Raw genomic sequence first — 26653 nt, 5'->3', positions numbered from 1 at the left:
CCGGTATACGAACTAGTAGGAGATGCAATTCTCATGACAGACGCACTCAAGCGCCTCTCCGACGAAGGCGTCGCGATCTGGCTGGACGACCTGTCCCGCAAGCGGATCACCTCCGGCAACCTGGCCGAGCTGATCGACCAGCAGCACGTGGTGGGCGTGACCACCAACCCGTCGATCTTCCAGAAGGCGATCTCCGAGGGCCACGGCTACGACCAGCAGCTCTCGGACCTCGCCGCGCGTGAGGTGACCGTCGAGGAAGCCATCCGCATGATCACGACGGCGGACGTGCGGGACGCCGCCGACATCCTGCGGCCGGTCTTCGACGCCACGCAGGGCCAGGACGGCCGGGTGTCGATCGAGGTCGACCCGCGCCTGGCGCACAACACCAAGGCGACGGTCGCCGAGGCGAAGCAGTTGGCGTGGCTGGTGGACCGGCCGAACACGCTGATCAAGATCCCGGCCACCAAGGCGGGTCTCCCGGCGATCACCGAGGTCATCGGCCTCGGCATCAGCGTCAACGTCACGCTGATCTTCTCGCTGGAGCGCTACCGCGCGGTCATGGACGCCTACCTGGCCGGTCTGGAGAAGGCCAAGGAGCGCGGCCTGGACCTGTCGAAGATCCACTCGGTGGCGTCCTTCTTCGTGTCCCGCGTGGACACCGAGATCGACAAGCGGCTGGACTCCATCGGCACCGACGAGGCCAAGGCGCTGCGCGGCAAGGCCGCCCTCGCCAACGCCCGGCTGGCGTACGAGGCGTACGAGGAGGTCTTCTCCTCCGACCGCTGGGCCGCGCTGGACAAGGCGCAGGCCAACAAGCAGCGTCCGCTGTGGGCCTCGACGGGAGTCAAGGACCCGGCGTACAAGGACACCCTGTACGTCGACGAGCTGGTCGCGCCGGGCACGGTGAACACCATGCCGGAGGCCACCCTGGAGGCCACCGCCGACCACGGTTCGATCACCGGCAACACGATCTCGGGTACGTACGACCAGGCGCGTGCCGACCTCGCGGCCCTGGAGAAGCTCGGCATCGGCTACGACGACGTCGTGCAGCTCCTGGAGGACGAGGGCGTCGACAAGTTCGAGGCGTCCTGGAACGACCTGCTCAAGTCGACCGAGGCGGAGCTCAAGCGCCTCGCCCCTTCGGAGGCGTAAACCTTGAACGCAGTTCATGGAGCGAATCCGCTCCGTGACGCCGCAGACCGACGGCTCCCGCGCATCGCGGGGCCGTCGGGCCTGGTGATCTTTGGCGTCACGGGCGATTTGTCCCGGAAAAAGCTGATGCCTGCGGTGTACGACCTCGCCAACCGGGGCCTGCTCCCGCCGGGTTTCTCGCTGATCGGGTTCGCCCGCCGCGAGTGGGCGGACGAGGACTTCGCGGACGAGGTCTACCAGGCGGTCAAGCAGCACGCGCGGACGCCCTTCCGTGAGGAGGTGTGGCAGCAGCTCAGCCAGGGCATGCGGTTCGTCCAGGGCAACTTCGACGACAACGAGGCGTTCGAGACCCTGAAGAAGACGATGGAGGAGCTGGACCAGGCCCAGGGCACCGGCGGCAACTTCGCGTTCTACCTCTCCGTACCGCCCAAGTTCTTCCCCGTCGTCGTCCAGCAGCTCAAGAAGCACGGGCTGGCCGACGAGAAGGGCGGGGCCTGGCGGCGCGCGGTCATCGAGAAGCCGTTCGGGCACGACCTGGCCTCCGCCAAGGAGCTCAACGAGATCGTCCACGAGGTCTTCTCGCCCGACCAGGTCTTCCGCATCGACCACTACCTGGGCAAGGAGACCGTCCAGAACATCCTGGCGCTCCGGTTCGCCAACACGCTCTTCGAGCCGATCTGGAACCGGTCGTACGTCGACCACGTGCAGATCACCATGGCCGAGGACATCGGCATCGGCGGCCGCGCCGGGTACTACGACGGCATCGGCGCCGCCCGTGACGTCATCCAGAACCACCTCCTCCAGCTCCTGGCGCTGACCGCGATGGAGGAGCCGGCCTCCTTCGACGCGGACGCGCTCGCGGCCGAGAAGACCAAGGTGCTGGGCGCGGTGCGGCTGCCCAAGGACCTCGGCAAGTCGACGGTGCGCGCCCAGTACGCCGCCGGGTGGCAGGGCGGCGCGAGGGCCGTCGGCTACCTGGAGGAGGAGGGCATCGACCCGCAGTCGAAGACCGACACCTACGCCGCCATCAAGCTGGGGATCGACAACCGCCGCTGGGCGGGCGTCCCCTTCTACCTGCGCACCGGCAAGCGGCTCGGCCGCCGGGTCACCGAGATCGCGGTCGTCTTCCAGCGCGCCCCGCACTCCCCCTTCGACCACACGGCGACGGAGGAGCTGGGGCAGAACGCCCTGGTCATCCGCGTCCAGCCGGACGAGGGCGTGACCATGCGGTTCGGCTCGAAGGTGCCGGGCACCTCGATGGAGGTCCGGGACGTCTCGATGGACTTCGCGTACGGCGAGTCCTTCACGGAGTCCAGCCCCGAGGCGTACGAGCGGCTGATCCTCGACGTCCTGCTCGGTGACGCCAACCTCTTCCCGCGCACGGAGGAGGTCGAGCTGTCCTGGAAGATCCTGGACCCGATCGAGCAGTACTGGGACCGGCACGGCAAGCCCGCGCAGTACCCAGCCGGGACCTGGGGTCCGGTCGAGGCGGACGAAATGCTCGCACGAGACGGACGGAGCTGGCGCCGGCCATGAAGATCGACCTCACGGACACCACGTCCAGCAAGATCAACAAGGCGCTGGTGCAGGGGCGGCGGGCGATCGGCACGCCGGCCGTCGGCATGGTGCTCACCCTGGTCATCGTCACGGACGAGGAGAACGCGTACGACGCGCTCAAGGCCGCCAACGAGGCGTCCCGCGAGCACCCGTCGCGCACCCTGGTCGTCATCAAGCGCGTCTCGCGCTCGCCGCGGGACCGCTCCAAGGCGCGCCTGGACGCCGAGGTGCGGGTGGGCGCGGACGCGGGCACCGGCGAGACGGTGGTGCTCCGGCTGTACGGCGAGGTCATCGACCACGCCCAGTCGGTGGTGCTGCCGCTGCTGCTGCCGGACGCCCCGGTGGTGGTCTGGTGGCCGGTGGGCGCGCCGACCGACCCGGCCAACGACCCGCTGGGCTCCCTCGGGCAGCGGCGTGTGACCGACTCGTACGCCTCCGAGCACCCGGTGCGTGAGCTGGCCGCGCGCGCCGCCGCCTACACGCCGGGCGACACGGACCTGTCCTGGACCCGGATCACGCCGTGGCGTTCGATGCTGGCGGCGGCCCTGGACCAGGTCACGTGCGAGGTCACGTCGGCCGAGGTGGAGGGCGAGGAGTTCAACCCGAGCGTGGAGCTGCTGGCCATGTGGCTGGCGGACCGGCTGAAGATCCGCGTGAAGCGCTCGGCGTCCTCGGGACCCGGTCTGACCGCGGTACGGATGGAGACCACCTGCGGCCCCATCGTGCTGCACCGGCCGGACGCCTCGCTCGCCACGCTGTGCATCCAGGGTCAGCCGGACCGCGCGGTGGCGCTCAAGCGCCGTGAGACGTCCGAGCTGATCGCCGAGGAGCTGCGGCGCCTCGACCCGGACGACACGTACGCCTCGGTGCTGCGGTACGGGGTGGACCGGCTGGACCAGGCGGCGCGGGCGGAGGGGTCCGCCGGGGCCGCCGAGCCCTCGGAGTCCGAGGACGCCGCCGGGAAGCCCGCCGCGAAGAAGGCCGCGGCCAAGTCGCCGGCCAAGAAGGCGGCGGCCAAGTGAGCGCTCCGCAGCTCGTCGTCCACCGCGACAAGGAGCTGATGGCCCAGGCCGCCGCGGCCCGGCTGATCACGAAGATCGTGGACGCCCAGGCCGCCCGCGGCTCCGCCTCGGTGGTCCTGACGGGTGGCCGCAACGGCAACGGCCTGCTGGCCGCGCTGCGTTCGTCCCCCGCCCGGGACGCGATCGACTGGTCGCGCCTGGACCTGTGGTGGGGCGACGAGCGGTTCCTCCCGGAGGGCGACCCCGACCGGAACGACACCCAGGCCCGCGAGGCGCTGCTCGACAGCGTCCCGCTGGACCCCGCGCGGGTGCACACCATGCCGGTGGCGGGTGGCGCCCACGGGGTGGACGTGGACGCCGCGGCCGCCGCGTACGCGGACGAACTGGCCGCCGCGGCCGGGCCGGAGGACCACGGCCCGGTGCCGACGTTCGACGTCCTGATGCTGGGCGTCGGGCCCGACACGCACGTCGCCTCCCTCTTCCCGGAGCTTCCGGCGGTGCGGGAGACGGAACGCACGGTGGTGGGCGTGCACGGCGCGCCCAAGCCGCCGCCGACCCGGATATCCCTGACGCTCCCGGCGATCCGGGCGGCGCGCGAGGTGTGGCTGCTCGCGGCGGGCGAGGACAAGGCGCAGGCGGCGGCCATCGCGCTGTCGGGCGCCGGCGAGATCCAGGCCCCGGCCGCCGGCGCGTACGGCAGGTCGCGGACGCTGTGGCTGCTGGACCAGGCGGCGGCCGCGCGGCTACCGCGCGCCCTGTACCCGCCGGCGATCCCCTGACGGGGGCTCAGCCCGCCTGTGACGAGGCCCGGTTCACCCGTGGTGGGTGGACCGGGCCTCGCCGCAGGTCGGGTTCAGGCTCGGGCGGCGGACCCGGCGGGATCAGGACCCGGCGGGATCAGAGGATGACCTGGTCCGCGTCCTTCTCCAGCGTGGCGATCGCGGCACGGCAGGCCCGGACGAACCGGTCGTAGACCTCCGTCGTGCTGCCGGCCCGTCCCGCACGGGTGTTGACGGAGAACATCGCCGCCCGCAGCTCCGTGGTGAGTTCGAGCTGGCCGCCCTTGCCGAGCATGGTGCGGTTGCAGGGGTTGTCCGGGTTGATGCCGGCCAGGTCGCGGACCTCGGGGTCGTTGCCGTCGCGCCAGGCGATCCCGGCCTTGCCGAACTCCGCCTTCAGCAGCGTCTTGAACCGCTCGTTCAGCCCGCCGACGACCACCGCCCGCGGGTCGGCGGTCCCCGCCTGCGCCGCCGTGCAGCCGTGCAGGCTCAGGACGTTGAGGCTCCCGGCGGCCATGGAGAGGGCAACGCGGTCGTCGTTGTTCTTCGCCGTGACGTGCAGCTCACGGTTGTTGGACGAGCGCAGGCCCTCGAACATCCAGTAGTCGTGGGTCCCGTAGCCGTCCTGGAGCGGCGCGAGGGTGGCGGGGTGGTAGCCGGCGATGCCGAGGCACAGCTCGGAGGTGCCCGTCTCGATGCCGCCACCGTGCATGGCCATGATCGTGGTGCGGTTGTACGGGTATCTCTCGCCGAGGCTGCTGTCCAGGTACTCGTGCCGCTTGTAGCGGCGGGCGAAGTCGGTGCCCTCCTTGCCGGCCAGTTGGGTGTAGAGGTCGGTGTTGGAGGTGTAGAGGTCGAACTCGTCGGTCGCGTACGCCGGGGCGGCGGCCACACCGCCCAGCAGCGGGCCGCTGACGGCGGCGGTGGCGAGGGCGGCGAGGACCGTACGACGGCTGGTCTGTGTCATGCCCATCATGATCACGGCACCGGCCCGGCCCTGGGGCCGTCGACGCTGTGCGGTACGTCACCGGCCCTCTGGTACGCCCCGCTCCAGGAACGGCTCCAGCAGGCCGGGGACGGCCGTGGAGGCGAAGCCGAGACCTTCGCTCGCGTCCGCGTCGTTCACGTCGTACGCGCCCGACCCCGCCGCCGTCGTCGCGGTCAGCGTGATGAGGCCGGCGCGGCGCTGGAAGTACGACTGCCTGACGGTCCAGCCGATGACGCCGCCCCGTTGGAGGGCGACGGTGGCGCGGCGCGCGGTGCCGGAGCGGGTCACCAGGTAGTCGCCGGCGAGCCCGTGGCCCAGACCCCGGTACGCGTCGAGGGCGAGGAGCACCGCGAGCGGCAGCAGCACCACGGCGCACGCCCCGGCGACGTAGAGCAGCGCGCTGGTGAGCAGGGCTCCGAGGAGGGCGAGGACCACGACGGGCAGCAGCGCCGCCGCCAGGGCCCAGCGCAGCCGCCGGGCGCGGGCCGCGCGGGGGTGGGCGGTGAGCGGCGCGCCGGTGGGGGCGGCGGCCTCGCGGAGCACCCGCGCTGCCACGTCGTCCGCCACGGCGCGGGGCACGGCGGGCAGCAGCGTCTTGTGGTCGGCGTGCTGATCGTCCTCCGCCTCGGCGAGGCCGGTGGCGACCGCGTCGAGCCGGGCGGCGCCGCACAGCCGGGCACCCAGCGGCTCGACCAGCTCCACCCCGCGCAGGCGCCGCTCCTCGATGGAGATCGAGCGGGTGGTGAGCAGGCCGCGCCGCACCCGGAGCGTGCCGCCCGGCTCCCGCTCCAGCCGGTAGTTCCACCACATCTCGACCCACAGGCCGAGCGCGCCGACGGAGCCCGCGAGCAGGGCGACGACGGTGAGGGTGAGGACGATCCAGACGACGGGCGTGTCCCGGAACCGGTCGCCCACCCAGTCGATGACCTCGTCCTGGGCCCCGAACCACTCGCTGACCTGCATCACGGCACCCGCCGCCGCGCCACCGAGCAGCGGGGCGACGAAAGATATGGGGGCGTACCGGATCCAGCGGGCGTCCAGGGCCGCCAGCCGGCCGTCACGGTGACCGCCCTCGGCCGGCTCCGTGGCGCGGCCCAGCAGTTCGCGGCGGAGCCGTTCGCCCTCCGCCCTGCTGACCGGGTGCAGTTCCAGCGTGGACTCACCGCCACCGGTGTGCTCGCCGGTGCCTATCCGCACCTTCACCAGGCCGAGGACGCGCAGCAGCGGACTGGCCGTCAGGTCGACGCTGCGGATCCGCTCGCGGGCCAGGGACCGGCGCTTGACCAGCAGCAGCCCGGTGTGGAGCTCGGCGCGCTCGGGCCCGATGCGGTAACGCGTGCGGGTCCAGCGCACGTACTCCACGGCCGCCCCGGCCGCCACGAGCAGCACGCCACCGGCGAGCAGCAGCAGGGTGCCCAGGCCCCGGCGTGGCCCGTCGCCGAACCAGGCGCCACCGCTCAGGCCGAACAGGACCGGCAGGCAGACACCGCAGGCGACCCCGGCCATGACCAGCGCGGTCACCAGCACGGCCCGCCGGTCGAGCCGCAGCCAGCCGTCGGTGGCGTCCGTGCCGTCCACACCGGGGCGGGTCATGTCGCGTCCCCGGGCGTGGCCTGGGTGATCCGGGTGAGCCGCTCGGCCAGCTCGGCGGCCAGCTCGTGGTCGAGCCCCTCGATCCGGATGGCGCCCTTGGCGGAGGCGGTGGTCACGGTGACCGTGGCGAGGCGGAACGCCTGCTCCAGCGGTCCGCGTACGGTGTCGACCGTCTGGATCCGGGACATCGGCGCGATCCGCCACTCCTGCCAGAAGGCGCCGGTCCGGACGTAGACGGCGTCGTCCGTGACCTCCCAGCGGTGGACGCGGAACCACCAGCGGGGGAAGAACGCGGTGCAGGCGAGCCCGGTCACGGCCAGGGCCCCGGCGGGCAGCAACAGCCAGAACCGGGCCGGCTCGATCAGCGCGCCGAGCACGGCCAGCACCAGCACGGGCACCCCGGTCAGCAGCAGCCACTGGGTCCGCCACCAACCGACGGCCCGCTCGTTCAGCGTGTTGTTCGGCGGCCGCAGCCGCACCGCGTCCTCCCCCCGCATCGGCTCACCGCCCCCGCAGCGTCCGGTACCGGCCGGCCAGCGCGGCGGTGGAGCTGTCGAGCTGCTCGCCGCCCTCGCCCCCGGTCAGGACGGGCTCGATCTTCTTGGCCAGCACCTTGCCGAGCTCGACGCCCCACTGGTCGAAGGAGTCGATGTTCCAGACGGCGCCCTGGACGAACACCTTGTGCTCGTACAGCGCGATGAGCTGACCGAGCACGGACGGCGTGAGCTCGTCGGCGAGGATCGTGGTGGTGGGGTGGTTGCCGCGGAAGGTCTTGTGCGGCACCAGGTCCTCCGCCACGCCCTCGGCACGCACCTCGTCGGGCGTCTTGCCGAAGGCGAGCGCCTGGGTCTGGGCGAAGAAGTTGGCCATCAGCAGGTCGTGCTGGGGCACCAGGCCGGGCTCCAGGTCGGCGACCGGCCTGGCGAAGCCGATGAAGTCGGCCGGGATCATCTTGGTGCCCTGGTGGATCAACTGGTAGTAGGCGTGCTGCCCGTTGGTGCCCGGCGTGCCCCAGACGACCGGTCCGGTCTGCCAGTCGACCGGGTTGCCGTCACGGTCCACGGACTTGCCGTTGGACTCCATGTCGAGCTGCTGGAGGTACGCCGTGAACTTCGACAGGTAGTGGCTGTAGGGCAGGACCGCGTGGGACTGGGCGTCGAAGAACGCCCCGTACCAGACGCCCAGCAGGCCGAGCAGCAGTGGCGCGTTCTCCTCGGGCGGGGCGGTGCGGAAGTGCTCGTCGACGAGGTGGAACCCGTCGAGCATCTCCCGGAACCGGTCCGGACCGATGGCGATCATCAGGGAGAGCCCGATGGCGGAGTCGTACGAGTACCGGCCGCCGACCCAGTCCCAGAACTCGAACATGTTGGCCGTGTCGATGCCGAACTCCTCGACCTTCCCGGCATTGGTCGACAGGGCCACGAAGTGCTTCGCCACGGCCTCCTGACCGGCCCTCAGCCCGGTGAGGAGCCAGTCACGGGCGGAGGTGGCGTTGGTGATGGTCTCGATGGTGGTGAACGTCTTCGAGGCGACGATGAAGAGCGTCTCGGCCGGGTCGAGGTCCCGGACCGCCTCGTGCAGGTCGGCGCCGTCCACGTTGGAGACGAAACGGAACGTCAGGTCCCGGCGGGTGTAGGAGCGCAGCACCTCGTACGCCATCGCCGGGCCGAGGTCGGAGCCGCCGATGCCGATGTTGACGACGTTCTTGATGGGCTTGCCGGTGTGGCCGGTCCACTCGCCGGAGCGGATGCGCTGCGAGAAGGCGGCCATCCGGTCGAGCACCGCGTGCACGCCAGGCACCACGTTCTCGCCGTCGACCTCGATCACGGCCTCGCGCGGGGCGCGCAGCGCCGTGTGCAGGACCGCGCGGTCCTCCGTGGTGTTGATCTTGTCGCCACGGAACATGGCGTCCCGCAGCTCCGCCACCCCGGTCGCGGCGGCCAGCTCGCGCAGCAGCCGCAGCGTCTCGTCGGTGACCAGGTGCTTGGAGTAGTCCAGATACAGGTCGCCGACCCGCAGCGTGTATGCGGTGCCGCGCGCCGGGTCGGCGGCGAACAGTTCGCGCAGATGCGTCTGCCCCAACTGCTCACGGTGCTTGCCGAGGGCCGTCCACTCGGGCATCCGGTTGAGCCTCGTGCGGCTTTCTGCATTCATCTCGGACATCAGCCCACTTCTTCTCGTACCTGCCTGCTTGCCCCGCTGCCCCTCCAACCTAATTGATCTGCCGCACCGACGAGGCCGCCAGGGAGGCGACGGCGAGTGCGAACAGCCCGGCAGCCAGCAGGGCGGGGGTGTTCGCGCCCCACGTGCCACCGCTCCCCCCAGCAGCGCGCCGAGGGGGGCGCCACCGATCGCGAGGGTGCGGAACGCGGCGCTGATCCGGCCGAGCATCCCGGCCGGGCTGCGCTCCTGCATCAGCGTCACCTGGTGGACGTTCCACACCATGCCCATCAGCCCGAACACCGCCATCGCCGCCATCGCCACCCACAGCTCACGTACCGCTCCCAGGGCGACCAGGGCGCCGGTCTGGACGAGCCCGGCGATCAGCACCGCCCGTATCCGCCGGCCGGTCCGGCCGGAGAACCGGGCGGCCACCGCCCCGCCCGCCACGCTGCCCACGCCGTACGCGGTGAGGACCGCGGCATAGCCGCCGCTGCCCGCCCCCAGCCAGTCGGTGACGTGCAGGACCAGGGTGGCGATGAGGGCGCCCACGCCGATGTTCATCAGGGTCGTGGCCACGCACAGCGCCCGCTGTGTCCGGTCCCGCCACAGCACGCGCAGCCCTTCGGCGATCTCGGCGCGCAGGGTGGAGCCGCCCTCGCGGGGCGCCCGCTCGGGCGCCGGTATCCGCAGCGACGCCACGAGCAGCGCGGCGAGCAGGTAGGTGGCCGCGTCCGCCGCGTACGGCACGGCGGCGCCCGTGAGCAGCAGCGCCGGCACGAGCGGGGCCGCCAGGAAGGCTCCCGCGACCTGCTGTCCGGCCAGCAGCCGGGCGTTCGCCCCGGCGAGCGCGTCGGCGGGCACCAGGGACGGCAGCAGGGACGTCGCCGCGTTGTCGAACAGGGTCTGGAGGGTCGTGAGCACGAAGGCGAGCGCGATCAGCAGGGCGATGGAGGCGTGCCCCAGCGCGACCGCGACCGCGAAGGCGGCCATCAGCCCGCCCCGCACGAGATCGACGGCCCACATGGCGCGCCGCTGGTCGACCCGGTCGGCGACGGCCCCGCCGACCAGCCCGAACAGCAGCCACGGCAGGTGCCCGCACGCCGTCACCGCGGCGATCAGCAGGGGCTCGCGCGTCAGCGAGACGGCGAGCAGCGGCATCGCCGCCGTACGCAGCGAGTCGCCGAACTTCGACACGACCGCGGCCGCCCACAGCCGCCCGAAACCGCCCCGCCACGCCGGCGCCCGCCGGACGCCCACCGCCTCGGCCGTCGTCACAGCCATCCACCCCCCGTAGGTCGCATGATCTGCTCACCAACGACGGTAGAGGGCGCCACTGACAACGCCGGGAAGAACGGGGGCGGGGACGGCGGCAGGGACGGTAACGGGGGCGGGGACGGGAACGGAGGCGGAAGGAACGAAACGGGCCCTGTCGGTGGAATCCACCCACAGGGCCCTCAACTGCTCAGATCTCGCCTCGGAGTTTGGCCAGCGCCTCGGCCAGGATCGCCTCACCATCCGCGTCGCTCCGGCGCTCCCGCACGTACGCGAGGTGCGTCTTGTACGGTTCGGTGCGCGGCGGGTCCGGCGGATTGTCCCGGTCCTGGCCGGCCGGGAACCCGCACCGCGGGCAGTCCCAGGTGTCGGGGACCTGCGCGTCACTCGCGAAGCTCGGCTGCGTCTCGTGCCCGTTCGAGCACCAGAAGGAGATGCGGAGTCGCGGCGCGGACTCGCCCCGCTCGGCCTCCCCCATCGGCCCCGCGCCGACCCGGCTTCCCCGGATCGCGTTGCCACTTGCCACGGTTGTAACTCCCTGCGTGATGGTGCTCGAAGATGCCCCAGTCTACGTAAGGCCCAACGCGCGTCCAGTGATTGGAGTTACACCCCTCCCCGGGACGCGGAACCGAGACGTCAGTTGTCCAGCTTGATCAGAAGAGCAAGTACGACAATGCACGCGAACCACAGCAGACCGACGACCACGGTGATGCGGTCCAGGTTGCGCTCGGCGACCGACGAGCCGCCGACGGACGACTGCATGCCGCCACCGAACATGTCGGAGAGGCCGCCGCCCTTCCCCTTGTGCATCAGCACCAGCAGCATCAGCAGCGCGCTGAAGACGATGAGGGCGATCGAGAACCCCATAACCACGGCTGGACCCTACTTCCTGGCAATTCTCGGATTACACGGACTATCGGACGTCTACGGACGACGGGGGCCCAGGCTCCCACGAAAAGAGCCTCGGCCCCCGCAAGGGTACGACGATTCCGCCCTACCGCATACTCACCGGTCGCGGAACCGGACGCACCGGAACCGGCTCACTGGTCCCGGAACCGGACGATCTTGACGAACTCGTCGGCGTCCAGTGCCGCGCCGCCGACCAGGGCACCGTCCACGTCGGGCTGCGCCATGATCGCGGCGACGTTGGAGGACTTCACGGAGCCGCCGTACTGGATGCGGACCTTGTCGGCCAGCTCCTTGGAGTACAGCTCGGCGAGCCGTCCGCGGATCGCCCCGCAGACCTCCTGCGCGTCCTCGGGGGTGGCGACCTCGCCGGTGCCGATGGCCCACACCGGCTCGTACGCGATCACGATCGTCTCGGCCTGCTCGGCCGGGATGTCCTTCAGGCCGCCGTCGAGCTGCGCGAGCGTGTAGGAGACCTGGTCACCGGCCTTGCGGATGTCCAGGCCCTCGCCGACGCACAGGATCGGGACCAGGCCGTTGCGGAAGGCAGCCTTCACCTTGGCGTTGCACAGCTCGTCGCTCTCGCCGTGGTACTGGCGACGCTCGGAGTGGCCGACGGCGACGTAGGTGCACTTCAGTTTGGACAGCATCACGCCGGAGATCTCACCGGTGTACGCACCGGAGTCGTGCGCCGAGATGTCCTGGGCGCCGTACTTGATCTTCAGCTTGTCGCCGTCGACCAGGGTCTGCACGGACCGCAGGTCGGTGAAGGGCGCGAGGACGGCGACCTCGACGGCCTCGTAGTCCTTGTCGTTCAGGGCGAAGGCGAGCTTCTGGACGTGGGCGATGGCCTCGAGGTGGTTGAGGTTCATCTTCCAGTTGCCCGCCATCAGCGGGGTACGGGCGGTCATTGAGGGTCAGTCCTCCAGTGCGGCGAGGCCGGGAAGCGTCTTGCCTTCGAGGTATTCGAGGCTCGCGCCGCCGCCGGTCGAGATGTGGCCGAATGCGTCCTCGTCGAATCCCAGGATCCGGACGGCCGCGGCGGAGTCGCCACCGCCGACGACCGTGAAGGCCGGGGAGTCGACGAGCGCCTGGGCGACGGCCTTGGTGCCCTCGGCGTAGTCGGGGTGCTCGAAGACGCCCATGGGGCCGTTCCAGAAGACGGTGGCCGCGTCGGCGAGCTTCGATGCGTACAGCTTGCGGGTCTCGGGACCGATGTCCAGACCCTCCTGGTCGGCCGGGATGGCGGTCGAGGCGACCAGGGTCGGGTTGGCCGGGGCCTTGGTCTTCAGGTCCGGGAAGTCGGCCGAGACCAGCACGTCGACGGGGAGCACGAACTCCACGCCCTTCTTCTCGGCCCTGGCCAGGTACTCCAGGCAGGCCGGGATCTGGTCCTCCTGGAGCAGCGAGATGCCGACCTCGTGGCCCTTGGCCTTGAGGAAGGTGTACGCCATGCCGCCGCCGATGAGGATGCGGTCGGCCTTCTCCAGCAGGTGGTCGATGACGCCCAGCTTGTCGGAGACCTTGGCGCCGCCCAGCACGACGACATAGGGGCGCTTGACGTCGTCGGAGAGCTTCTTGAGGACGCCGACCTCGGTGGCGATCAGGTAGCCGGCGTACTTCGGCATCAGGCGCGGCAGCTCGAACACGGAGGCGTGCTGGCGGTGCACGGCACCGAAGCCGTCGCCCACGTACACGTCCGCGAAGGCGGCGAGGCGGGCGGCCAGCTCGGCGCGCTCGGCGGGGTCCTTGGAGGTCTCGCCGGGGTGGAAGCGGAGGTTCTCCAGGACGGCGACCTGGCCGTTCTCCAGCCCCGCGACGGCGGCGTGGGCCTCGGAGCCGATGGTGTCGCCGGCGAAGGCGACGGGCCGGCCGAGCAGCTCGCCGAGCCGGGAGGCGGCGAACCGCAGCGTGTACGCGGGGTCCGGCTCGCCCTTGGGGCGGCCGAGGTGCGAGGCCACGACGACCTTGGCACCGGCTTCGGTCAGCGCCTTGACGGTCGGCAGGACGGCGCGGATGCGGCCGTCGTCGGTGATGGTCGTGCCGTCCTGCGGCACGTTGAGGTCCGCGCGGACGAATACGCGCTTGCCTTCGACCCCTTGACGGAGGAGTTCGTCGATCGTCTTCATCTGTCCTGTTGCTCCTTGGAAGAACCGACGCAAGCGACAGGGCTCGTACAGCGCGGCGTTGCGCTGCCCGAGCCCTGTGCTCACATCGAGGTGCCTACCCTTGTGCCCTCGCCGCCCAACTGCTTAGAGCTGGCCGCCGACGAACACGGTGAGGTCCACGAGGCGGTTGGAGTAGCCCCACTCATTGTCGTACCAGCCGACGACCTTGACCTGCTTGCCCTGGACCATCGTGAGCTTCGAGTCGAAGGTGCAGGAGGCCGGCCAGTTGACGATGTCCGAGGAGACGATCGGGTCCTCGGTGTACTCCAGGATGCCCTTGAGCTGCCCCTCGGCGGCCTTCTGGAACGCGGTGTTGATCTCGTCCTTGGTGACCTCGCGGTCCAGCTCCAGGACGAGGTCGGTGACCGAGCCGGTGGGGACCGGGACGCGCATGGCGATGCCGTCCAGCTTGCCCTTGAGCTGCGGGAGGACCAGAGCCGTGGCCTTGGCGGCACCCGTCGACGTCGGAATGATGTTCTCCGCGGCGGCGCGGGCGCGGCGCAGGTCCTTGTGCGGGAAGTCCAGGATGCGCTGGTCGTTGGTGTAGGCGTGGACCGTCGTCATCATGCCCTTGACGATGCCGAAGTTCTCGTCGAGGACCTTGGCCATCGGCGCCACGCAGTTGGTGGTGCAGGAGGCGTTGGAGATGACGTGGTGGTTGGCCGCGTCGTACTTGTCCTGGTTGACACCCATGACGATGGTGATGTCCTCGTCGGTGGCCGGAGCCGAGATGAGGACCTTCTTCGCGCCACCGGCGATGTGCTTCTCGGCGTCGGCCTTCTTGGTGAAGATGCCGGTCGACTCGATGACGATGTCGACGCCCAGCTCGCCCCACGGGATGTCGGCCGGGTTGCGCTCGGAGAGCACCTTGATGGTGTGGCCGTCGACCGTGATGGTGTCGGCGGTGTGGCTGACCTCGGCCTTGAGACGGCCCAGAATCGTGTCGTACTTCAGGAGGTGTGCCGTGGTCGCGGTGTCGCCCAGGTCGTTGACAGCCACGATCTCGATGTCTGCACCCTGCTCCAGCAGCGCGCGGAAGTAGTTACGACCGATGCGGCCAAAGCCGTTGATGCCTACGCGGATCGTCACGAACCGATCTCCTCGTTAGGTACGCCGGGTTTCGACGCCGGCGAGATGTATTGGGATGTCCCCGACCGCTTACGACCCTACCTCCCTCCAGGCGGCGGAGTGACATCTAGCGCACCCGGACGAGCCCGGTGAACCGGAACCCCTGTCCTACTGGACAGTACGGTCCACCGGGGCGTTCGTCCGGCTACCGAGCGTCAGCGGGGAGCGCTCGTCGGTGCACGGGTGCGCTCGTCAGCGACGGAATGCGCTCGTCAGCGACACAGTGCGTTCGTCAGCGACGGAGTGCTCCGAGCGCCGTGCCGAGCAGCCGCTTGCGCTGAACGGAATCGGGTACGTGCTCCAGGCCGAACCCGAGGAGCACGGTGTCGCGGGTGGTGACGGCGGCCCGGGAGTGGTATAGGGCGGGCGACCGCGACCAGTCGGTGGCGTTGCCCGGGCTGCCGGCCGGCGGGCCGGCCACGCTCCAGGCGCCGAGTGAGGTCTCGAAGCCCTCGCTGTCCCGTGCCGTGCCGCCGACGACCAGTTGCGTCTCGTCGACGAAGACGCCCGTCTCCCCCACCCCGGAGTCGGAGATGTAGGAGATGGACAGCTCGACCCGCTTGCCCGCGTACGCGCTCAGGTCGACCGCGACGGGCTGCCAGCCGCCCGAGGTGCCGGTGAAGGCGTGCCACGCACCGGTGGTGCCGGTGGCGGTGCAGCCGCCCTCGCCGTCGGTGAGGTAGTGCGCCAGGAAGGGGTGCCCACCGATGTAGAAGCCCTCGGCGCAGTCGGTCGGAACCTCGCTGGAGGAGCGGCCGTGGGCGTCGGGCAGGGTCGTCCAGTCGTCCTGGCCCACGGTGTGCGCCTCGACCACCACGTTGTCGTAGCCGGGCTCGATGTCGTGGCTGAGCCGGAACCGGAGGGTGGGCTTCGCCGAGGGGTCCGTGCCGGTCAGGTCGACGGTCCTGGTGAGCCGCATCCAGGCGTTGTCGACGTGCCGGGCGGCGGCGAAGGACTCGCCCTCGTACGGTTCGAAGGGCGTGCGTACGCCGGGGTAGTCGCCCGCGGCGGCGCTGCGGAACTGCGGGAACGCCTTGGGGTCGAGGGTGTCGGAGGTGACGGTGTAGGCGCCGGCGCTGTCGAGCGGGTTGCCGGCCGCGTCGCCGAGGGACGCCCCCGCACCGGCGAAGCGGCCCGTGCCCGCGAAGGAGCCGGGCGACGCCATCCCGGTGCGGCGGTGGGCGCCGAGGTAGTACTGGGCGAAGTCGTCGGAGTCGGCACGGCCGATGTCGACGAGCCCGCCGGAGTGCTCACCGGCGTTGATCAGCTTGCCGCCCTCGTTGAGGTACTCCCGTACGGCGAGCGTGGTGGGCCCGGAGGGCCGGTCGGCGCCGGTGTACCAGACGACGGTGCCGAAGTGGCCGAGCACGCCGAGCGGATGCGGTGCGCCCTGGGTGGCGACGTCCCAGACGGCGGCCTTGCGCCCGTTGTCCTTCAGCGCCTTGGTGTACGCGGCGGTGTGCCGCGCCGGTGTGGTGCCGCCCTCCTCGGCGAGGACGAGCGTGTCGCCTCGCGGACGTTCCGCGATCGTGTAGGTGAAGGGGGTCGAGGACACGCGCTTGCCGTCGCGGGTGCGGCCGGTGAACCAGACTTCGACGGTGTCGCCGGGTTCGCCGTCCTGGACCTCGGCGCGGTACTCGTCGTAGTAGAGGTTGTCCTCGCCGCCGTAGGTCTCGCCGCCCTCCCACGCCTTCAGGCGCTGGTCGTGCGTCCGGCCGCCGTTGACGCGGTACCTCAGCTCCTTGTCGCGCAGCGACTTGCGGGCGGTGACGGCGACTTCCTGGTCGTCCCCGTCGTACGCGTACGACGTGGCGAAGGCGTCGGGGACGAAGGCGGGGGCGTCGGCGCCGACCGGGGAGACGGGGTCGTCGGGGCGGGCGGCGGACTCGGCGACGGCGAGCGCGAACGGGACGTTCTTGGCGAACTCCTGCTGGATCAGCTTCTCGTCGTCGGGGAAGGTGAAGATGGATGCGCAGTCGGCCGGTTCCCAGGCGTCGTTCGGATCGACGCGGGAAGCGGTGGCACAGGTCGACATCTCCGGGGTGAACATCTGCATGCCGTTGACGTTGGCCGCGTGTCCGTCGGCTTCGCCGTTGGTGGTGTAGAGCTCCGAGGAGACCTGCGGGCGGTAGCCGGGGACCGCGGACTTGGCCGGGGTCCCGGCCAGCGCCTTGAGCGGGACGTCGTCGGGGGTGTCGGTGGCGACCTGCCAGCCGACGCCGTAGAGGATGAGCTGGGCGGCGGAGTGGTAGTTGATGCCGTACTGGAATCCGATCCGCTTCTGGAACGCGTCCAGCGCCTTCGTCTCGGGCTCGGACATCGGGCCGGTGCCGCGGTAGGTCTCGTCGGCGGGGTCGGGGGACGAGCCCTCGTTGTCGTAGCCCCACTTGTAGGAGAAGTTGCGGTTGAGGTCGACGCCGTCGCCGGGGGCGATCTTCCCGTCACCGTTGTTGTCGCGCAGGTTCTTGCGCCACTGGCGGTTGGCGGGGGCGGCGTGGGTGTGGTCGTAGCCGTCGGGGTTGGCGGAGAGCACGAACCACAGCTCGGTGGTGTCGACGATCTTCGTGATACGCGGGTCCTTGCCGTACCCGGCGAGGTAGTGGTGGAGCAGCCGCCGGTTCATCTCGGGCGTGATCCACTCGCGGGCGTGCTGGTTGGACAGGTACAGGGTGGCGGGCTTGGTGCCGTCCCTGTACTTCTTGGCGCCCTTGGAGAGCTTGAGGGCGAGGATGTCCTGGCCCTTGATCGTCTTACCGATGCTGACGACCTTGGTGAGGGCCGGGTTGGCCCGGGCGGTCGCCAGGATCTCCTCCTTGAGCCCGCCCTTGCCGCCGTACGGCCGGAACACGCCGTCACCGGCGGCGGCGACACGCTTCTCGGCGGCCTGGGTGAGGTCGTGCTCGGTGACGGCGACTCCCCTGTCCCGCAGCGCCTCCGCCTGCCGCTGGGTGAGGTACAACTCGACGGTGGCGGTGCCCTTTTCGGGAATCCGCTCGCTCAGCTCATGGCCGTCGGTACCGGCGTCGAGCAGGAGCGGGATCTGCTCCTTGCCGACCTTCGCGTGCCATACGGAGAGGCTGTCGCCGCCGCCCCCGGTGCCCTGCCCGTCCTTCTGCTCCGCCCCGGCGACGGGTGCCGCCGCCAGTCCGGCCATCAGCAGTGAAGCCGCGGCGAGGATCGATCTCGCTCTACGTCTCATGTGCCCCCCTTGCTGTTGTCTGCCACGGAAGTGGACAGGCGCCAGGCTTGTGACACCTCATGATCATGTCAATACCGCGTCGCCGGCCGTGGCCGGGGTGCTGCGGGGTGGGCGGGGCGGTTCCAGGCCGCGGGCGGTGCGGTTCCCGGTTGGGGGCGGGCGCGGTCCCGTGCCGCTGGCGGGGCCGGTGCGGGTGCGGTCCTGTGCCGGGCCGGAGGCAGGGGCGGGGTGCGGTGCCGGGGCCGGAAGGCGGGTGCGGGCCCGTGCCGCGTGCGGGTGCGGTCCCGGGCCGGGCCGGGCCGGGAGCAGGGGCGGGGGTGCGGTGCCGGGCCGTGCGGGCCGGTGCCGGGGCGGGTGCGGGCCGCGTGGGGACGCAGCCGCCGCCCGGGTGGGGCGGCGGCGTGCACGTGGGGCGGGGGGTCAGCCGACGAGGCCGTCGGCCATCTCCTCCGTGAGGTTGGACTCCGTACCGGGGATGCCCAGGTCCTGGGCCCGCTTGTCGGCCATGGCCAGCAGGCGGCGGATGCGGCCGGCGACCGCGTCCTTGGTCAGCGGCGGGTCGGCGAGGGCGCCGAGCTCCTCCAGGGAGGCCTGCTTGTGCTCCATGCGCAGCCGGCCGGCCGCCGCCAGGTGCTCGGGGACCTCCTCGCCGAGGATTTCCAGGGCGCGCTGCACCCGGGCGCCGGCCGCGACCGCGGCGCGCGCCGAGCGGCGGAGGTTGGCGTCGTCGAAGTTGGCCAGCCGGTTCGCCGTGGCGCGGACCTCGCGGCGCATCCGCCGCTCCTCCCAGGCCAGCACCGACTCGTGCGCCCCCAGCCGGGTCAGCAGCGCGCCGATCGCGTCACCGTCCCGTACCACCACCCGGTCCACGCCCCGCACCTCGCGGGCCTTGGCGGCGATGGACAGCCGCCGTGCGGCACCGACCAGCGCGAGGGCGGCCTCCGGGCCCGGGCAGGTGACCTCCAGGGAGGAGGAGCGGCCCGGCTCGGTCAGCGAACCGTGCGCCAGGAAGGCCCCGCGCCAGGCGGCCTCGGCGTCACAGGTGGCCCCGGAGACCACCTGCGGCGGCAGGCCCCGGATCGGCCGGCCCCGGCCGTCGACCAGCCCGGTCTGGCGGGCCAACTGGTCGCCGCCCGCCACCACGCGGACGACGAAGCGCGAGCCGCGCCGCAGCCCGCCCGGCGCCATCACGATCAGTTCGGAGTTGTGCCCGAAGATCTCCGCGATGTCCCGCTTCAGGCGGCGCGCCGCCATCGCGGTGTCCAGCTCCGCCTCGATCACGATCCGCCCGCTGACCAGGTGCAGCCCGCCGGCGAACCGCAGGATCGACGAGACCTCCGCCTTTCTGCAGCAGGTCCGGGTGACGGGGAGCCGGGAGATCTCGTCCTTCACCGCTGCCGTCATCGCCATGGGCCGATCCTTCCATGCATCCGAAAAATACGGTCGTACGCGGCGGCCAGCAGCTCCGGGTCGTGCTTCGGCGAGCCGTCCTTCCTGGCCACCGGGGCCAGCTCGACCGCGGCACCGAGCCGCTTGGCGGCGTCTGCGAGGGACTCGCGGTCGGGCACGGCGGCCTCGTCGGCCAGCACCACGTCCAGGGCGAGTTTAGGGGCGTGTCGCCCCAAAACCTCCAAATGACGCTGCGGGGAGAAGCCCTCGGTTTCTCCCGGCTGCGGCGCGAGGTTCAGCGACAGGACCCGGCGCGCCTTGGTCTCGACGAGGGCCTCCAGCAGCTCGGGCACCAGCAGGTGCGGGATGACCGAGGAGAACCAGGAGCCGGGGCCGAGCACCACCCAGTCGGCGTCCAGCACGGCCGCGACCGCCTCGGGCACGGCCGGCGGGTCGTTCGGCACGAGGTGCACGGACTGCACCTCGCCGGGCGTGAGCGCCACGGTCGCCTGGCCACGCACGGTGTCCACGTCGTCCGGGCGCTCGGGGTCATGGCCCTTGACCAGGGCCTGGAGCTCCAGCGGCACGGCCGACATGGGCAGCACCCGGCCGTGCGCGCCCAGCAGCCTGCCGACCAGGTCCAGCGCCTGGACGTGGTCGCCGAGCTGCTCCCACAGGGCGACGATCAGCAGGTTGCCGACCGCGTGCTCGTGCAGGTCGCCCTTGGACTGGAACCGGTGCTGGATGACGCGGGCCCACGTCTGGCCCCAGTCGTCGTCGCCGCACAGCGCCGCCAGGGCCTTGCGCAGGTCCCCGGGCGGCAGCACGCCGAGCTCCTCGCGGAGGCGGCCGCTGGACCCGCCGTCGTCGGCGACCGTGACCACGGCGGTCAGGTCGCCGGTGATGCGGCGCAGCGCGGCGAGGGACGCGGACAGGCCCATGCCGCCGCCGAGGGCGACGACCTTGGGCTGGGCGCCGCGTCTGCGGAGCGTACGGACGGACAGCGACCGCGTACGCCGACGGTACTGCCTCACTCGCGCCCCATGTCCCGGTGGACGACGACGGTCTCGACCCCTTCCGAGGCGAGCCGGGCGGCGAGCTTCTCCGACATGGCCACGGAGCGGTGCTTGCCGCCCGTGCAGCCGACGGCGATGGTCACGTACCGCTTGCCCTCGCGGCGGTAGCCGGTGGAGATGAGCTGGAGCAGCTCGGTGTACCGGTCGAGGAACTCCTTGGCGCCCGGCTGGTTGAAGACGTAGCCCGACACCTCCTCGTTGAGGCCGGTGAACGGGCGCAGCTCCGGCACCCAGTGCGGGTTGGGCAGGAAGCGGCAGTCCACCACCAGGTCGGCGTCGACGGGCAGGCCGTACTTGTACCCGAACGACATGACGGTGGCGCGCAGCTCCGGCTCCTCGTCCCCGGCGAACTGGGCGTCCATCTTGGCCCGCAGCTCGTGGACGTTGAGGCTGGAGGTGTCGATCACCAGGTCGGCGTCGCCGCGCAGCTCGCGCAGCAGGTCGCGCTCGGCGGCGATGCCGTCGACGATCCGGCCGTCGCCCTGGAGGGGGTGCGGGCGGCGCACCGACTCGAAGCGGCGGACCAGCGCCTCGTCGGACGACTCCAGGAAGACGATCCGGCGGGTGACCTGCTTGGCGTCGAGGACCGCGAGCGACTCGCGGAGGCTCTCGAAGAACTGGCGGCCGCGCACGTCGACGACGACGGCGATGCGCGCCACATTGCCCTGGGAACGGGCGCCGAGCTCCACCATGGTGGGGATCAGCGCGGGCGGCAGGTTGTCGACGACGAACCAGCCGAGGTCCTCCAGGCACTTGGCGGCGGTGCTGCGACCGGCGCCGGACATGCCGGAGATGATCACCAGCTCGGGGATGGCCGCCTCGGCGGCCTCTCCCGCCTCGATCGTCGTGCCCGTACTCACGTGTGCTGCTCCGTCTTCTCGCGCTGTCGGCTCTGGTTCCGCCGTCGGGTGGTGCTCAGTCATTTCCGGTTCCCCCGTCGTCGTCTTCCATGATCTCTCCTGTCGCCGTGTTCACGGCGGGAGCGGCCGGAGCCGCCTGGGCGAGGGCCACGGCCACGGCTTCGGCGGTCTTCCGGCCGAACCCCGGCACCTCGCAGATCTGCTCGATTGTCGCCTGCCGCAGCCGCTTCACCGAGCCGAAGTGTTTGATCAAGGCCTGCTTGCGGGTGTCGCCCAGGCCCGGGACCGCGTCCAGCGGGCTGGTCCGTATCCGCTTGTGGCGCTTGGTGCGCTGGTAACGGATGGCGAAGTCGTGAGCCGTGTCACGGACCCGCTGGAGGAGGTACAGCCCCTCGCTGGAGCGGGGCAGGACGACGGGGTCGTCGTCGCCGGGCAGCCAGACCTCCTCCAGGCGCTTGGCGAGGCCGCAGACGGCGATGTCGTCGATCCCCAGCTCGTCCAGGGCCCGCCGGGCGGCGGCGACCTGCGGCTGTCCGCCGTCGACCACGACGAGCTGCGGCGGGTACGCGAACTTCTTCGGCCGGCCGTCGTCCTCCGTCGTTTGGGCCGGGACCTCGCCGTCGGTCTCCTCCAGGGCCCACTCGCCGGTCTTCTCCTTCTCGGCGAGGTACCGCTTGAAGCGGCGGCTGATCACCTCGTGCATGGAGCGGACGTCGTCCTGACCCTCGAAGCCCTTGATCTGGAAGCGGCGGTACTCGCTCTTGCGGGGCAGCCCGTCCTCGAAGACGACCATGGAGGCGACGACGTCCTCACCCTGGAGGTGGGAGATGTCGAAGCACTCGATGCGCAGCGGCGCCGTCTCCAGGTCCAGGGCCTCGGCGATCTCCTCCAGCGCGCGCGAGCGGGTGGTCAGGTCGCTGGCGCGCTTGGTCTTGTGCAGCACCAGGGCCTGCTGGGCGTTGCGGCCCACGGTCTCCATCAGCGCCTTCTTGTCACCGCGCTGCGGGATGCGCAGGGAGACGTTCGACCCGCGCCGGGTGCTGAGCCACTGCGTGATGGCGTCCAGGTCCTCGGGGAGCGCCGGGACGAGGACCTCCTTGGGGACGGCGTCGCCGCTCTCCTCCCCGTACAACTGCTGGAGCGCGTGCTCGACGAGGCCCGCCGTGTCGACGGCCTCCACCTTGTCGGTGACCCAGCCGCGCTGCCCGCGCACCCGGCCGCCGCGGACGTGGAAGATCTGCACGGCGGCTTCCAGCTCGTCCTCGGCGACGGCGATCAGGTCGGCGTCGGTGGCGTCGGCGAGGACGACGGCGCTCTTCTCCATGGCCCGCTTGAGGGCCTCTATGTCGTCCCGGAGCCGGGCCGCCTTCTCGTACTCCATGTCCTCGGCCGCCAGCATCATGTCCTTCTCCAGGCGGCGGATGTACGTGCCGGTGCGGCCGGCCATGAAGTCGCAGAACTCCTCGGCCAGTTCCCGGTGCTCCTCCGGGTCCACCCGGCCCACGCACGGCGCCGAGCACTTGCCGATGTACCCGAGCAGGCAGGGGCGGCCGGTGCGCTCGGCGTTCTTGAACACCCCGGCCGAGCACGTGCGCACGGGGAAGACTCGCAGCAGCAGGTCGACCGTGTCGCGAATGGCCCAGGCGTGGCTGTACGGCCCGAAGTACCGCACGCCCTTCTTCTTCTGGCCGCGCATGACCTGCACGCGCGGGAAGTCCTCATTGAGGGTGACGGCCAGGTACGGATAGCTCTTGTCGTCGCGGTACTTGACGTTGAACCGCGGGTCGAACTCCTTGATCCACGAGTACTCCAACTGGAGCGCCTCGACCTCGGTGGAGACCACGGTCCACTCGACGGAGGCGGCCGTGGTGACCATCGTGCGCGTGCGCGGGTGCAGGCCCGCCAGGTCCTGGAAGTAGTTGGCGAGCCGCTGGCGCAGGGACTTCGCCTTCCCGACGTAGATCACCCGGCGGTGCTCGTCACGGAATTTGTAGACCCCCGGCGAGTCGGGGATCTGTCCCGGCTTGGGGCGGTAGCTGGAGGGGTCTGCCATGTCTCACACCCTACTGGCGTCCACTGACACCACGGGTGTCGCCGAGGCGTCCCCGGAACGTCCGTGGAGCGCCTCCGGTGGGGACGGAAGCGCTCCACGACGCCCGCCGGGCCCGGGCGGTGCCCGGGGCGGGCCCGGGCGGTACCCGGGGGCCCGGGCGGTACCCGGCCCGGGGTACCGGGCCGGGGTGCGGGCGGTACCGCGGCCGGGGTGCGGGACGCCCGGTGCGGGGCGGCATCCCGGCGGCCGGCGCCCCGGGGTGGGGCGGTCAGGTACGGCGGCGGCGCGTACGGGCGGTGGCCAAGCCCGCCAGGGCGAGGCCGGCGAGTGCGGCTGCCGCCACGGGGGCGACGGGAACGGCCGGCCCCGCGGAGGCGGAGGCGGAGGCGGGGGCGGAGGCGGGGGCGGTGGAGGCGGGAGCGGTGGAGGCGGGGACTCCGTATCCGCCGGCGGCGCCCTTGCGGGCGTACGCCATGCCGGGGAGCTTGTCCCCGTACGCCGCCGCGACCCGGTCCTGGTAGGCGGCGAGCGTGGTGCCGTTCGCGCCCACCGCGCGCGTGGCGTCCTCGTCCAGCGGGAGCACCTTGGTGCCCTTGTGGACGTACCAGGCGTCGATCTGGGGTTCGCGGAAGACCGTCCCGCCGGGCAGCCTACGGGCGCCCTCGCGCGCGTACCGGATCTCGTCGTCGCCGGTCGCGATGTTCACGACCTGCCATCCCTTGGCGCCCTGGCGGGCGGTCCACACGGACGCCTTCTGTCCGTCCGAGGAGACCGCTCCGGCGGCGTGGAACTCGACCCTCGCCACCGCCGCCCCCGGCCTGCCCGCCACGAAGTCGGGCGACAGGACGCGTACGGGAACGGTGGAACCCTCGACACGGGGCTGCGCGGCGGACCGCGCCACGGCACCGTCGCGGGCGAAGAACCGCGACAGCGTGTCGAGCGTGGCGGGGGCGGTCACCGCCGCGCCGGGGGTGTCGGCGGCGGTGGCGGTGGGGGCGGCGAGGAGCAGCAGTGCGGGGGCGAGTGCGGCGGCTGCCGTGACACGACCTCGGGTCATCGGTCTCACGCCCCTATCCGGTAGAGCGAGTGGGTCCACGAGAAGGAGTGGTTGTCGACGTACCAGGCGTGCGACGCCCAGTTGTAGCGGTCGCTGGAGGGCCATGGATCGCCCCAGTACACCCAGTTGTTGGCGTCGTCGTACCCGTAGATCACATGCATGTGGCCACCGCCGCTCGACCACTGGATGCGGGTCTCGACGGGGCGGTTGGCGTTGACCTCGGTCTGCACGGTCGAGTAGCGCAGCCAGCCGTCGACGTACGAGCCCGGGTTGATGCCGGCCCAGCGCAGCCCGGTCTGTACGTTGCCGAGCGTGGCCTGCCAGTTGGGGCAGTCGGTGCCCTGCTGCCGGTTGAAGGCGGCGTTGCAGAACTGGTTCTGTGAGTACGAACGGCCGAACCAGGCGGCGATGGTGTTGCCGCCGGCGGCCCAGCACCAGTTGGTCTTCGCTTGTGCCTGCATGGTGATGTTCAGGCGCTTGGCGGCGAGCGCCGTCGCGGGGTTCTCCTGAGCGGTGGCGGCGGTCACCGGGAGGGAGAGGACGGTGGTGGTGGCGGCAAGGAGCGCCGCCAGGACGAACTGTCTTGCCTTTCCTGGGGGGTTGTTCGGGTTGCGCATCGCGTTCCTCCGGCTGGGGATGTGGGGAGGGAGGATCGCGTCCGGACGCTGCTGGGAGCATCGATCGTTGTCGAGGGCAGGTCAACACGCTTCAATGCGGGGTGACACCGCGCTGTGAACGCCACTGGTTGACGAGTGAACGGATCCCCGCCCCCACCAGCCCGCCCGTCACCACCGGCCCGGAGTCGCACCGCCCCGTCGTGAACGTTCACTGAGGACTCCCCATGGCACACACCGAGACCGATCTGGCGCAGATCCTGCACACCGGCCCCTTCCACCTGGCACTGCGCGCGGCCCTGGCGGTGCGCGGGCTGCCGCTCCAGCGGGTCCAGCACCATCTGGCCCACCGCGGCATCAAAGTCGGGGTCACCAGCCTCTGCTACTGGCAGCAGGGCGCCCGCCGGCCGCAGCGGCCGGAGTCGCTCAAGGCGGTGCGAGCCCTGGAGGAGCTGCTCCAGCTCCCCGGCGAGTCCCTGATCCGGCTGCTCGGCGACCCGGTCGCGGAGGGAACGGCGACGACCCGGCCCGCGGGGCGTTCCTACCGGTCGCTGGTGGAGGCGTCCGGCGTGGTGGAGCAGTTGATCGCGGAGCTGGAGGCGCCGGCGGACGGCGGGCTGCACACGGTGGGGCACCAGGAACGGGTACGGATAGGGGCGGTGCGGGAGCTGGTCGGCCGGGACTCGCAGCAGGTCGTTCGGGCCCACCGGGACGGCGTCGACCGCTACCTCGCCATCCACCACGGGGACCCCGGCTGCGACCCGGAGCGGGTGGTCGTACGAGCGGGCGAGAACTGCCGTACGGGGCGCGTACGGCGGCACGCCGAGACCGGGGTGGTGGTCGCGGAGCTGCTGTTCGACGCACGGCTGCGGGCGGGCGAGACGTACTTCTTCGGATACGGCTTCGAGGACGGCACCGGCGGGGTGAGCGGCGAGTACGTCCGCGGCTTCAGCTTCGCGGGCGGGCAGTACGTCCTTCAGGTGCGGTTCCACGAGAACGCCCTGCCGGTACGGTGCCGGCGCTTCGCCCAGACGTCGGCGGGCGCGCCGCGCGGTGCCCGCAGCGACCTCACGCTGAGCGGGCGGCACCGCACGGTCCACTTCGTGGAGCAGGGGGTCCGGCCAGGGATCCTGGGGATCGACTGGGACTGGGAGTGATCCCTTTACGCCGTTTTACGCGCCGGGTTCGCGCCGTTTTACGCGGCTTTACGCGCCGGGTTCACGCCGTCCTACGCGTCGGGGCCCGCGACGAGCTTGCCGTCGGTGACCTTGACCGGGACCTCGGGCAGGGCGGCCGTCGCCGGGCCCTTGAGCGGCTGGCCGGTCGTGACGTCGAAACGGCTGCCGTGGCAGGGGCAGTTGCCCTCGGTGCCCTCGACCTTGTCGAAGACGCACCCCGCGTGCGTGCACTGGGCGCTGAACGCCTTGTACTGGCCCTTGGCGGGGCAGCTCACCACCAGGCGCTGCTCGCGGTAGAGCTTGGCGCCGCCGACCGGCACCGCGTCCGCCGCGCCCAGGTCCACGGGGGCGGTCGGGGTGGGGGTCTTGGCGTGGCCGAGCTTCGACTCGGTGGAGCAGGCGGCCGCGCCGAGGCCGGCGGCACCGGCGAGGGCGGCGCCTTTCAGCACGGTACGGCGGGCGGTCGGCTGGCCGGGCATGGGGGCTCCACGGTGGACTG

22 protein-coding genes and 1 pseudogene are annotated in these 26653 nt (G+C 71.6%); 5 read left to right on the top strand and 18 right to left on the bottom strand.

All coding sequences use genetic code 11. From position 1 onward, the window contains the following. Positions 1 to 33: 33 nt before the first annotated feature. From tal to pgl, 4 genes are read left to right on the top strand one after another with little or no spacing between them, the layout of a single operon-like run. Positions 34 to 1152: a transaldolase gene (tal, locus tag ACZ46W_RS14455; RefSeq protein WP_468336505.1), complete on the top strand. Its 1119-nt coding sequence runs from the start codon at positions 34 to 36 to the stop codon at positions 1150 to 1152. Between the two features lie 3 nt (positions 1153 to 1155). Continuing rightward, complete coding sequence (gene zwf, locus ACZ46W_RS14450) at positions 1156 to 2688, top strand: glucose-6-phosphate dehydrogenase (RefSeq protein WP_468336502.1); 1533 nt, start codon at positions 1156 to 1158, stop codon at positions 2686 to 2688. Continuing rightward, positions 2685 to 3731 carry a glucose-6-phosphate dehydrogenase assembly protein OpcA gene (gene opcA / locus ACZ46W_RS14445; RefSeq protein WP_468336498.1) on the top strand — a complete coding sequence of 349 codons (1047 nt, stop codon included), beginning with the start codon at positions 2685 to 2687 and terminating at the stop codon, positions 3729 to 3731. The genes zwf and opcA overlap by 4 nt, the downstream gene beginning before the upstream one ends. Next, positions 3728 to 4510, top strand: a complete 783-nt coding sequence (gene pgl, locus ACZ46W_RS14440; RefSeq protein WP_468336496.1) for a 6-phosphogluconolactonase — start codon at positions 3728 to 3730, stop codon at positions 4508 to 4510. The genes opcA and pgl overlap by 4 nt, the downstream gene beginning before the upstream one ends. A 118-nt stretch (positions 4511 to 4628) precedes the next feature. Here pgl and ACZ46W_RS14435 read toward each other — a convergent pair whose 3' ends face one another. The 17 genes and pseudogenes from ACZ46W_RS14435 to ACZ46W_RS14355 all read right to left on the bottom strand — a co-directional run bounded on the left by ACZ46W_RS14435 (position 4629) and on the right by ACZ46W_RS14355 (position 24979). After that, positions 4629 to 5477 (bottom strand): poly-gamma-glutamate hydrolase family protein, encoded by an 849-nt coding sequence (locus ACZ46W_RS14435; protein WP_468336494.1) that lies wholly within the window; start codon positions 5475 to 5477, stop codon positions 4629 to 4631. 57 nt (positions 5478 to 5534) lie between these two features. Next, positions 5535 to 7091: a PH domain-containing protein gene (locus ACZ46W_RS14430; RefSeq protein WP_468336492.1), complete on the bottom strand. Its 1557-nt coding sequence runs from the start codon at positions 7089 to 7091 to the stop codon at positions 5535 to 5537. Further along, entirely contained in the window at positions 7088 to 7588 is a 501-nt protein-coding gene (locus ACZ46W_RS14425) for a PH domain-containing protein (protein ID WP_468336488.1), read from the bottom strand. The genes ACZ46W_RS14430 and ACZ46W_RS14425 overlap by 4 nt, the downstream gene beginning before the upstream one ends. A 4-nt stretch (positions 7589 to 7592) precedes the next feature. Next, the gene (gene pgi, locus ACZ46W_RS14420) at positions 7593 to 9245 is read right to left on the bottom strand and encodes a glucose-6-phosphate isomerase (RefSeq protein ID WP_468337039.1); all 1653 of its coding nucleotides are present in this window, start codon (positions 9243 to 9245) and stop codon (positions 7593 to 7595) included. Positions 9246 to 9455: 210 nt separating this feature from the next. Then, positions 9456 to 10535 (bottom strand): annotated as a pseudogene (locus tag ACZ46W_RS14415) (MFS transporter); the annotation flags it as partial. A gap of 181 nt (positions 10536 to 10716) precedes the next feature. Further along, positions 10717 to 11052, bottom strand: a complete 336-nt coding sequence (locus ACZ46W_RS14410; RefSeq protein WP_003957010.1) for an RNA polymerase-binding protein RbpA — start codon at positions 11050 to 11052, stop codon at positions 10717 to 10719. Positions 11053 to 11162: 110 nt separating this feature from the next. Next, complete coding sequence (gene secG / locus ACZ46W_RS14405) at positions 11163 to 11393, bottom strand: preprotein translocase subunit SecG (protein WP_064073089.1); 231 nt, start codon at positions 11391 to 11393, stop codon at positions 11163 to 11165. Positions 11394 to 11566: 173 nt separating this feature from the next. Beyond that, positions 11567 to 12343 carry a triose-phosphate isomerase gene (tpiA, locus tag ACZ46W_RS14400; RefSeq protein ID WP_468336485.1) on the bottom strand — a complete coding sequence of 259 codons (777 nt, stop codon included), beginning with the start codon at positions 12341 to 12343 and terminating at the stop codon, positions 11567 to 11569. A 6-nt stretch (positions 12344 to 12349) separates the two neighbouring features. Beyond that, on the bottom strand, positions 12350 to 13561 hold the full coding sequence (locus ACZ46W_RS14395; protein WP_468336482.1) for a phosphoglycerate kinase: 1212 nt from the start codon (positions 13559 to 13561) through the stop codon (positions 12350 to 12352). Between the two features lie 123 nt (positions 13562 to 13684). After that, positions 13685 to 14689: a type I glyceraldehyde-3-phosphate dehydrogenase gene (gap, locus tag ACZ46W_RS14390; RefSeq protein WP_366130082.1), complete on the bottom strand. Its 1005-nt coding sequence runs from the start codon at positions 14687 to 14689 to the stop codon at positions 13685 to 13687. Positions 14690 to 14960: 271 nt separating this feature from the next. After that, positions 14961 to 17927 (bottom strand): M14 family metallopeptidase, encoded by a 2967-nt coding sequence (locus tag ACZ46W_RS14385; protein WP_468336479.1) that lies wholly within the window; start codon positions 17925 to 17927, stop codon positions 14961 to 14963. A 420-nt stretch (positions 17928 to 18347) separates the two neighbouring features. Then, positions 18348 to 19337: a DNA-binding protein WhiA gene (gene whiA, locus ACZ46W_RS14380; RefSeq protein ID WP_366130084.1), complete on the bottom strand. Its 990-nt coding sequence runs from the start codon at positions 19335 to 19337 to the stop codon at positions 18348 to 18350. Further along, the gene (locus ACZ46W_RS14375; protein WP_468336476.1) at positions 19328 to 20350 is read right to left on the bottom strand and encodes a gluconeogenesis factor YvcK family protein; all 1023 of its coding nucleotides are present in this window, start codon (positions 20348 to 20350) and stop codon (positions 19328 to 19330) included. The genes whiA and ACZ46W_RS14375 overlap by 10 nt, the downstream gene beginning before the upstream one ends. Beyond that, positions 20347 to 21315: an RNase adapter RapZ gene (rapZ, locus tag ACZ46W_RS14370; RefSeq protein ID WP_468336473.1), complete on the bottom strand. Its 969-nt coding sequence runs from the start codon at positions 21313 to 21315 to the stop codon at positions 20347 to 20349. Before rapZ ends, ACZ46W_RS14375 begins: the two co-directional genes overlap by 4 nt. Further along, complete coding sequence (gene uvrC, locus ACZ46W_RS14365; protein ID WP_468336470.1) at positions 21308 to 23305, bottom strand: excinuclease ABC subunit UvrC; 1998 nt, start codon at positions 23303 to 23305, stop codon at positions 21308 to 21310. The genes rapZ and uvrC overlap by 8 nt, the downstream gene beginning before the upstream one ends. A 268-nt stretch (positions 23306 to 23573) precedes the next feature. Continuing rightward, a complete protein-coding gene (locus tag ACZ46W_RS14360; RefSeq protein WP_468336467.1) occupies positions 23574 to 24362 on the bottom strand; it encodes a hypothetical protein in 789 nt (262 codons plus the stop codon). A 5-nt stretch (positions 24363 to 24367) separates the two neighbouring features. After that, a complete protein-coding gene (locus ACZ46W_RS14355; protein ID WP_468336464.1) occupies positions 24368 to 24979 on the bottom strand; it encodes a papain-like cysteine protease family protein in 612 nt (203 codons plus the stop codon). Between the two features lie 224 nt (positions 24980 to 25203). On the opposite strand from ACZ46W_RS14355, the gene ACZ46W_RS14350 reads away from it, so the two are divergent. After that, a complete protein-coding gene (locus ACZ46W_RS14350) occupies positions 25204 to 26133 on the top strand; it encodes a hypothetical protein (protein WP_468336461.1) in 930 nt (309 codons plus the stop codon). Positions 26134 to 26204: 71 nt separating this feature from the next. On the opposite strand, the gene ACZ46W_RS14345 is transcribed toward ACZ46W_RS14350, so the two are convergent. After that, positions 26205 to 26633 (bottom strand): Rieske (2Fe-2S) protein, encoded by a 429-nt coding sequence (locus ACZ46W_RS14345; protein ID WP_468336458.1) that lies wholly within the window; start codon positions 26631 to 26633, stop codon positions 26205 to 26207. Between the last annotated feature and the right edge of the window lie 20 nt (positions 26634 to 26653).

This window comes from Streptomyces sp. NPDC031064 (assembly GCF_055570965.1).
The sequence above is the reverse complement of the archived record's forward strand: the minus strand, read 5'-3'. Positions and strand labels throughout refer to the sequence as shown.

Coding starts and splice junctions, on each gene's coding strand:
- uvrC (WP_468336470.1), bottom strand. CDS start 23,305: ATGGCAGACCCCTCCAGCTACCGCCCCAAGCCGGGACAGATCCCCGAC.
- rapZ (WP_468336473.1), bottom strand. CDS start 21,315: ATGACTGAGCACCACCCGACGGCGGAACCAGAGCCGACAGCGCGAGAA.
- whiA (WP_366130084.1), bottom strand. CDS start 19,337: ATGGCGATGACGGCAGCGGTGAAGGACGAGATCTCCCGGCTCCCCGTC.
- ACZ46W_RS14430 (WP_468336492.1), bottom strand. CDS start 7,091: ATGACCCGCCCCGGTGTGGACGGCACGGACGCCACCGACGGCTGGCTG.
- ACZ46W_RS14435 (WP_468336494.1), bottom strand. CDS start 5,477: ATGACACAGACCAGCCGTCGTACGGTCCTCGCCGCCCTCGCCACCGCC.
- ACZ46W_RS14385 (WP_468336479.1), bottom strand. CDS start 17,927: ATGAGACGTAGAGCGAGATCGATCCTCGCCGCGGCTTCACTGCTGATG.
- ACZ46W_RS14355 (WP_468336464.1), bottom strand. CDS start 24,979: ATGCGCAACCCGAACAACCCCCCAGGAAAGGCAAGACAGTTCGTCCTG.
- tpiA (WP_468336485.1), bottom strand. CDS start 12,343: ATGACCGCCCGTACCCCGCTGATGGCGGGCAACTGGAAGATGAACCTC.
- ACZ46W_RS14425 (WP_468336488.1), bottom strand. CDS start 7,588: ATGCGGGGGGAGGACGCGGTGCGGCTGCGGCCGCCGAACAACACGCTG.
- ACZ46W_RS14350 (WP_468336461.1), top strand. CDS start 25,204: ATGGCACACACCGAGACCGATCTGGCGCAGATCCTGCACACCGGCCCC.
- ACZ46W_RS14395 (WP_468336482.1), bottom strand. CDS start 13,561: ATGAAGACGATCGACGAACTCCTCCGTCAAGGGGTCGAAGGCAAGCGC.
- ACZ46W_RS14360 (WP_468336467.1), bottom strand. CDS start 24,362: ATGACCCGAGGTCGTGTCACGGCAGCCGCCGCACTCGCCCCCGCACTG.
- ACZ46W_RS14345 (WP_468336458.1), bottom strand. CDS start 26,633: ATGCCCGGCCAGCCGACCGCCCGCCGTACCGTGCTGAAAGGCGCCGCC.
- secG (WP_064073089.1), bottom strand. CDS start 11,393: ATGGGGTTCTCGATCGCCCTCATCGTCTTCAGCGCGCTGCTGATGCTG.
- tal (WP_468336505.1), top strand. CDS start 34: ATGACAGACGCACTCAAGCGCCTCTCCGACGAAGGCGTCGCGATCTGG.
- opcA (WP_468336498.1), top strand. CDS start 2,685: ATGAAGATCGACCTCACGGACACCACGTCCAGCAAGATCAACAAGGCG.
- pgi (WP_468337039.1), bottom strand. CDS start 9,245: ATGAATGCAGAAAGCCGCACGAGGCTCAACCGGATGCCCGAGTGGACG.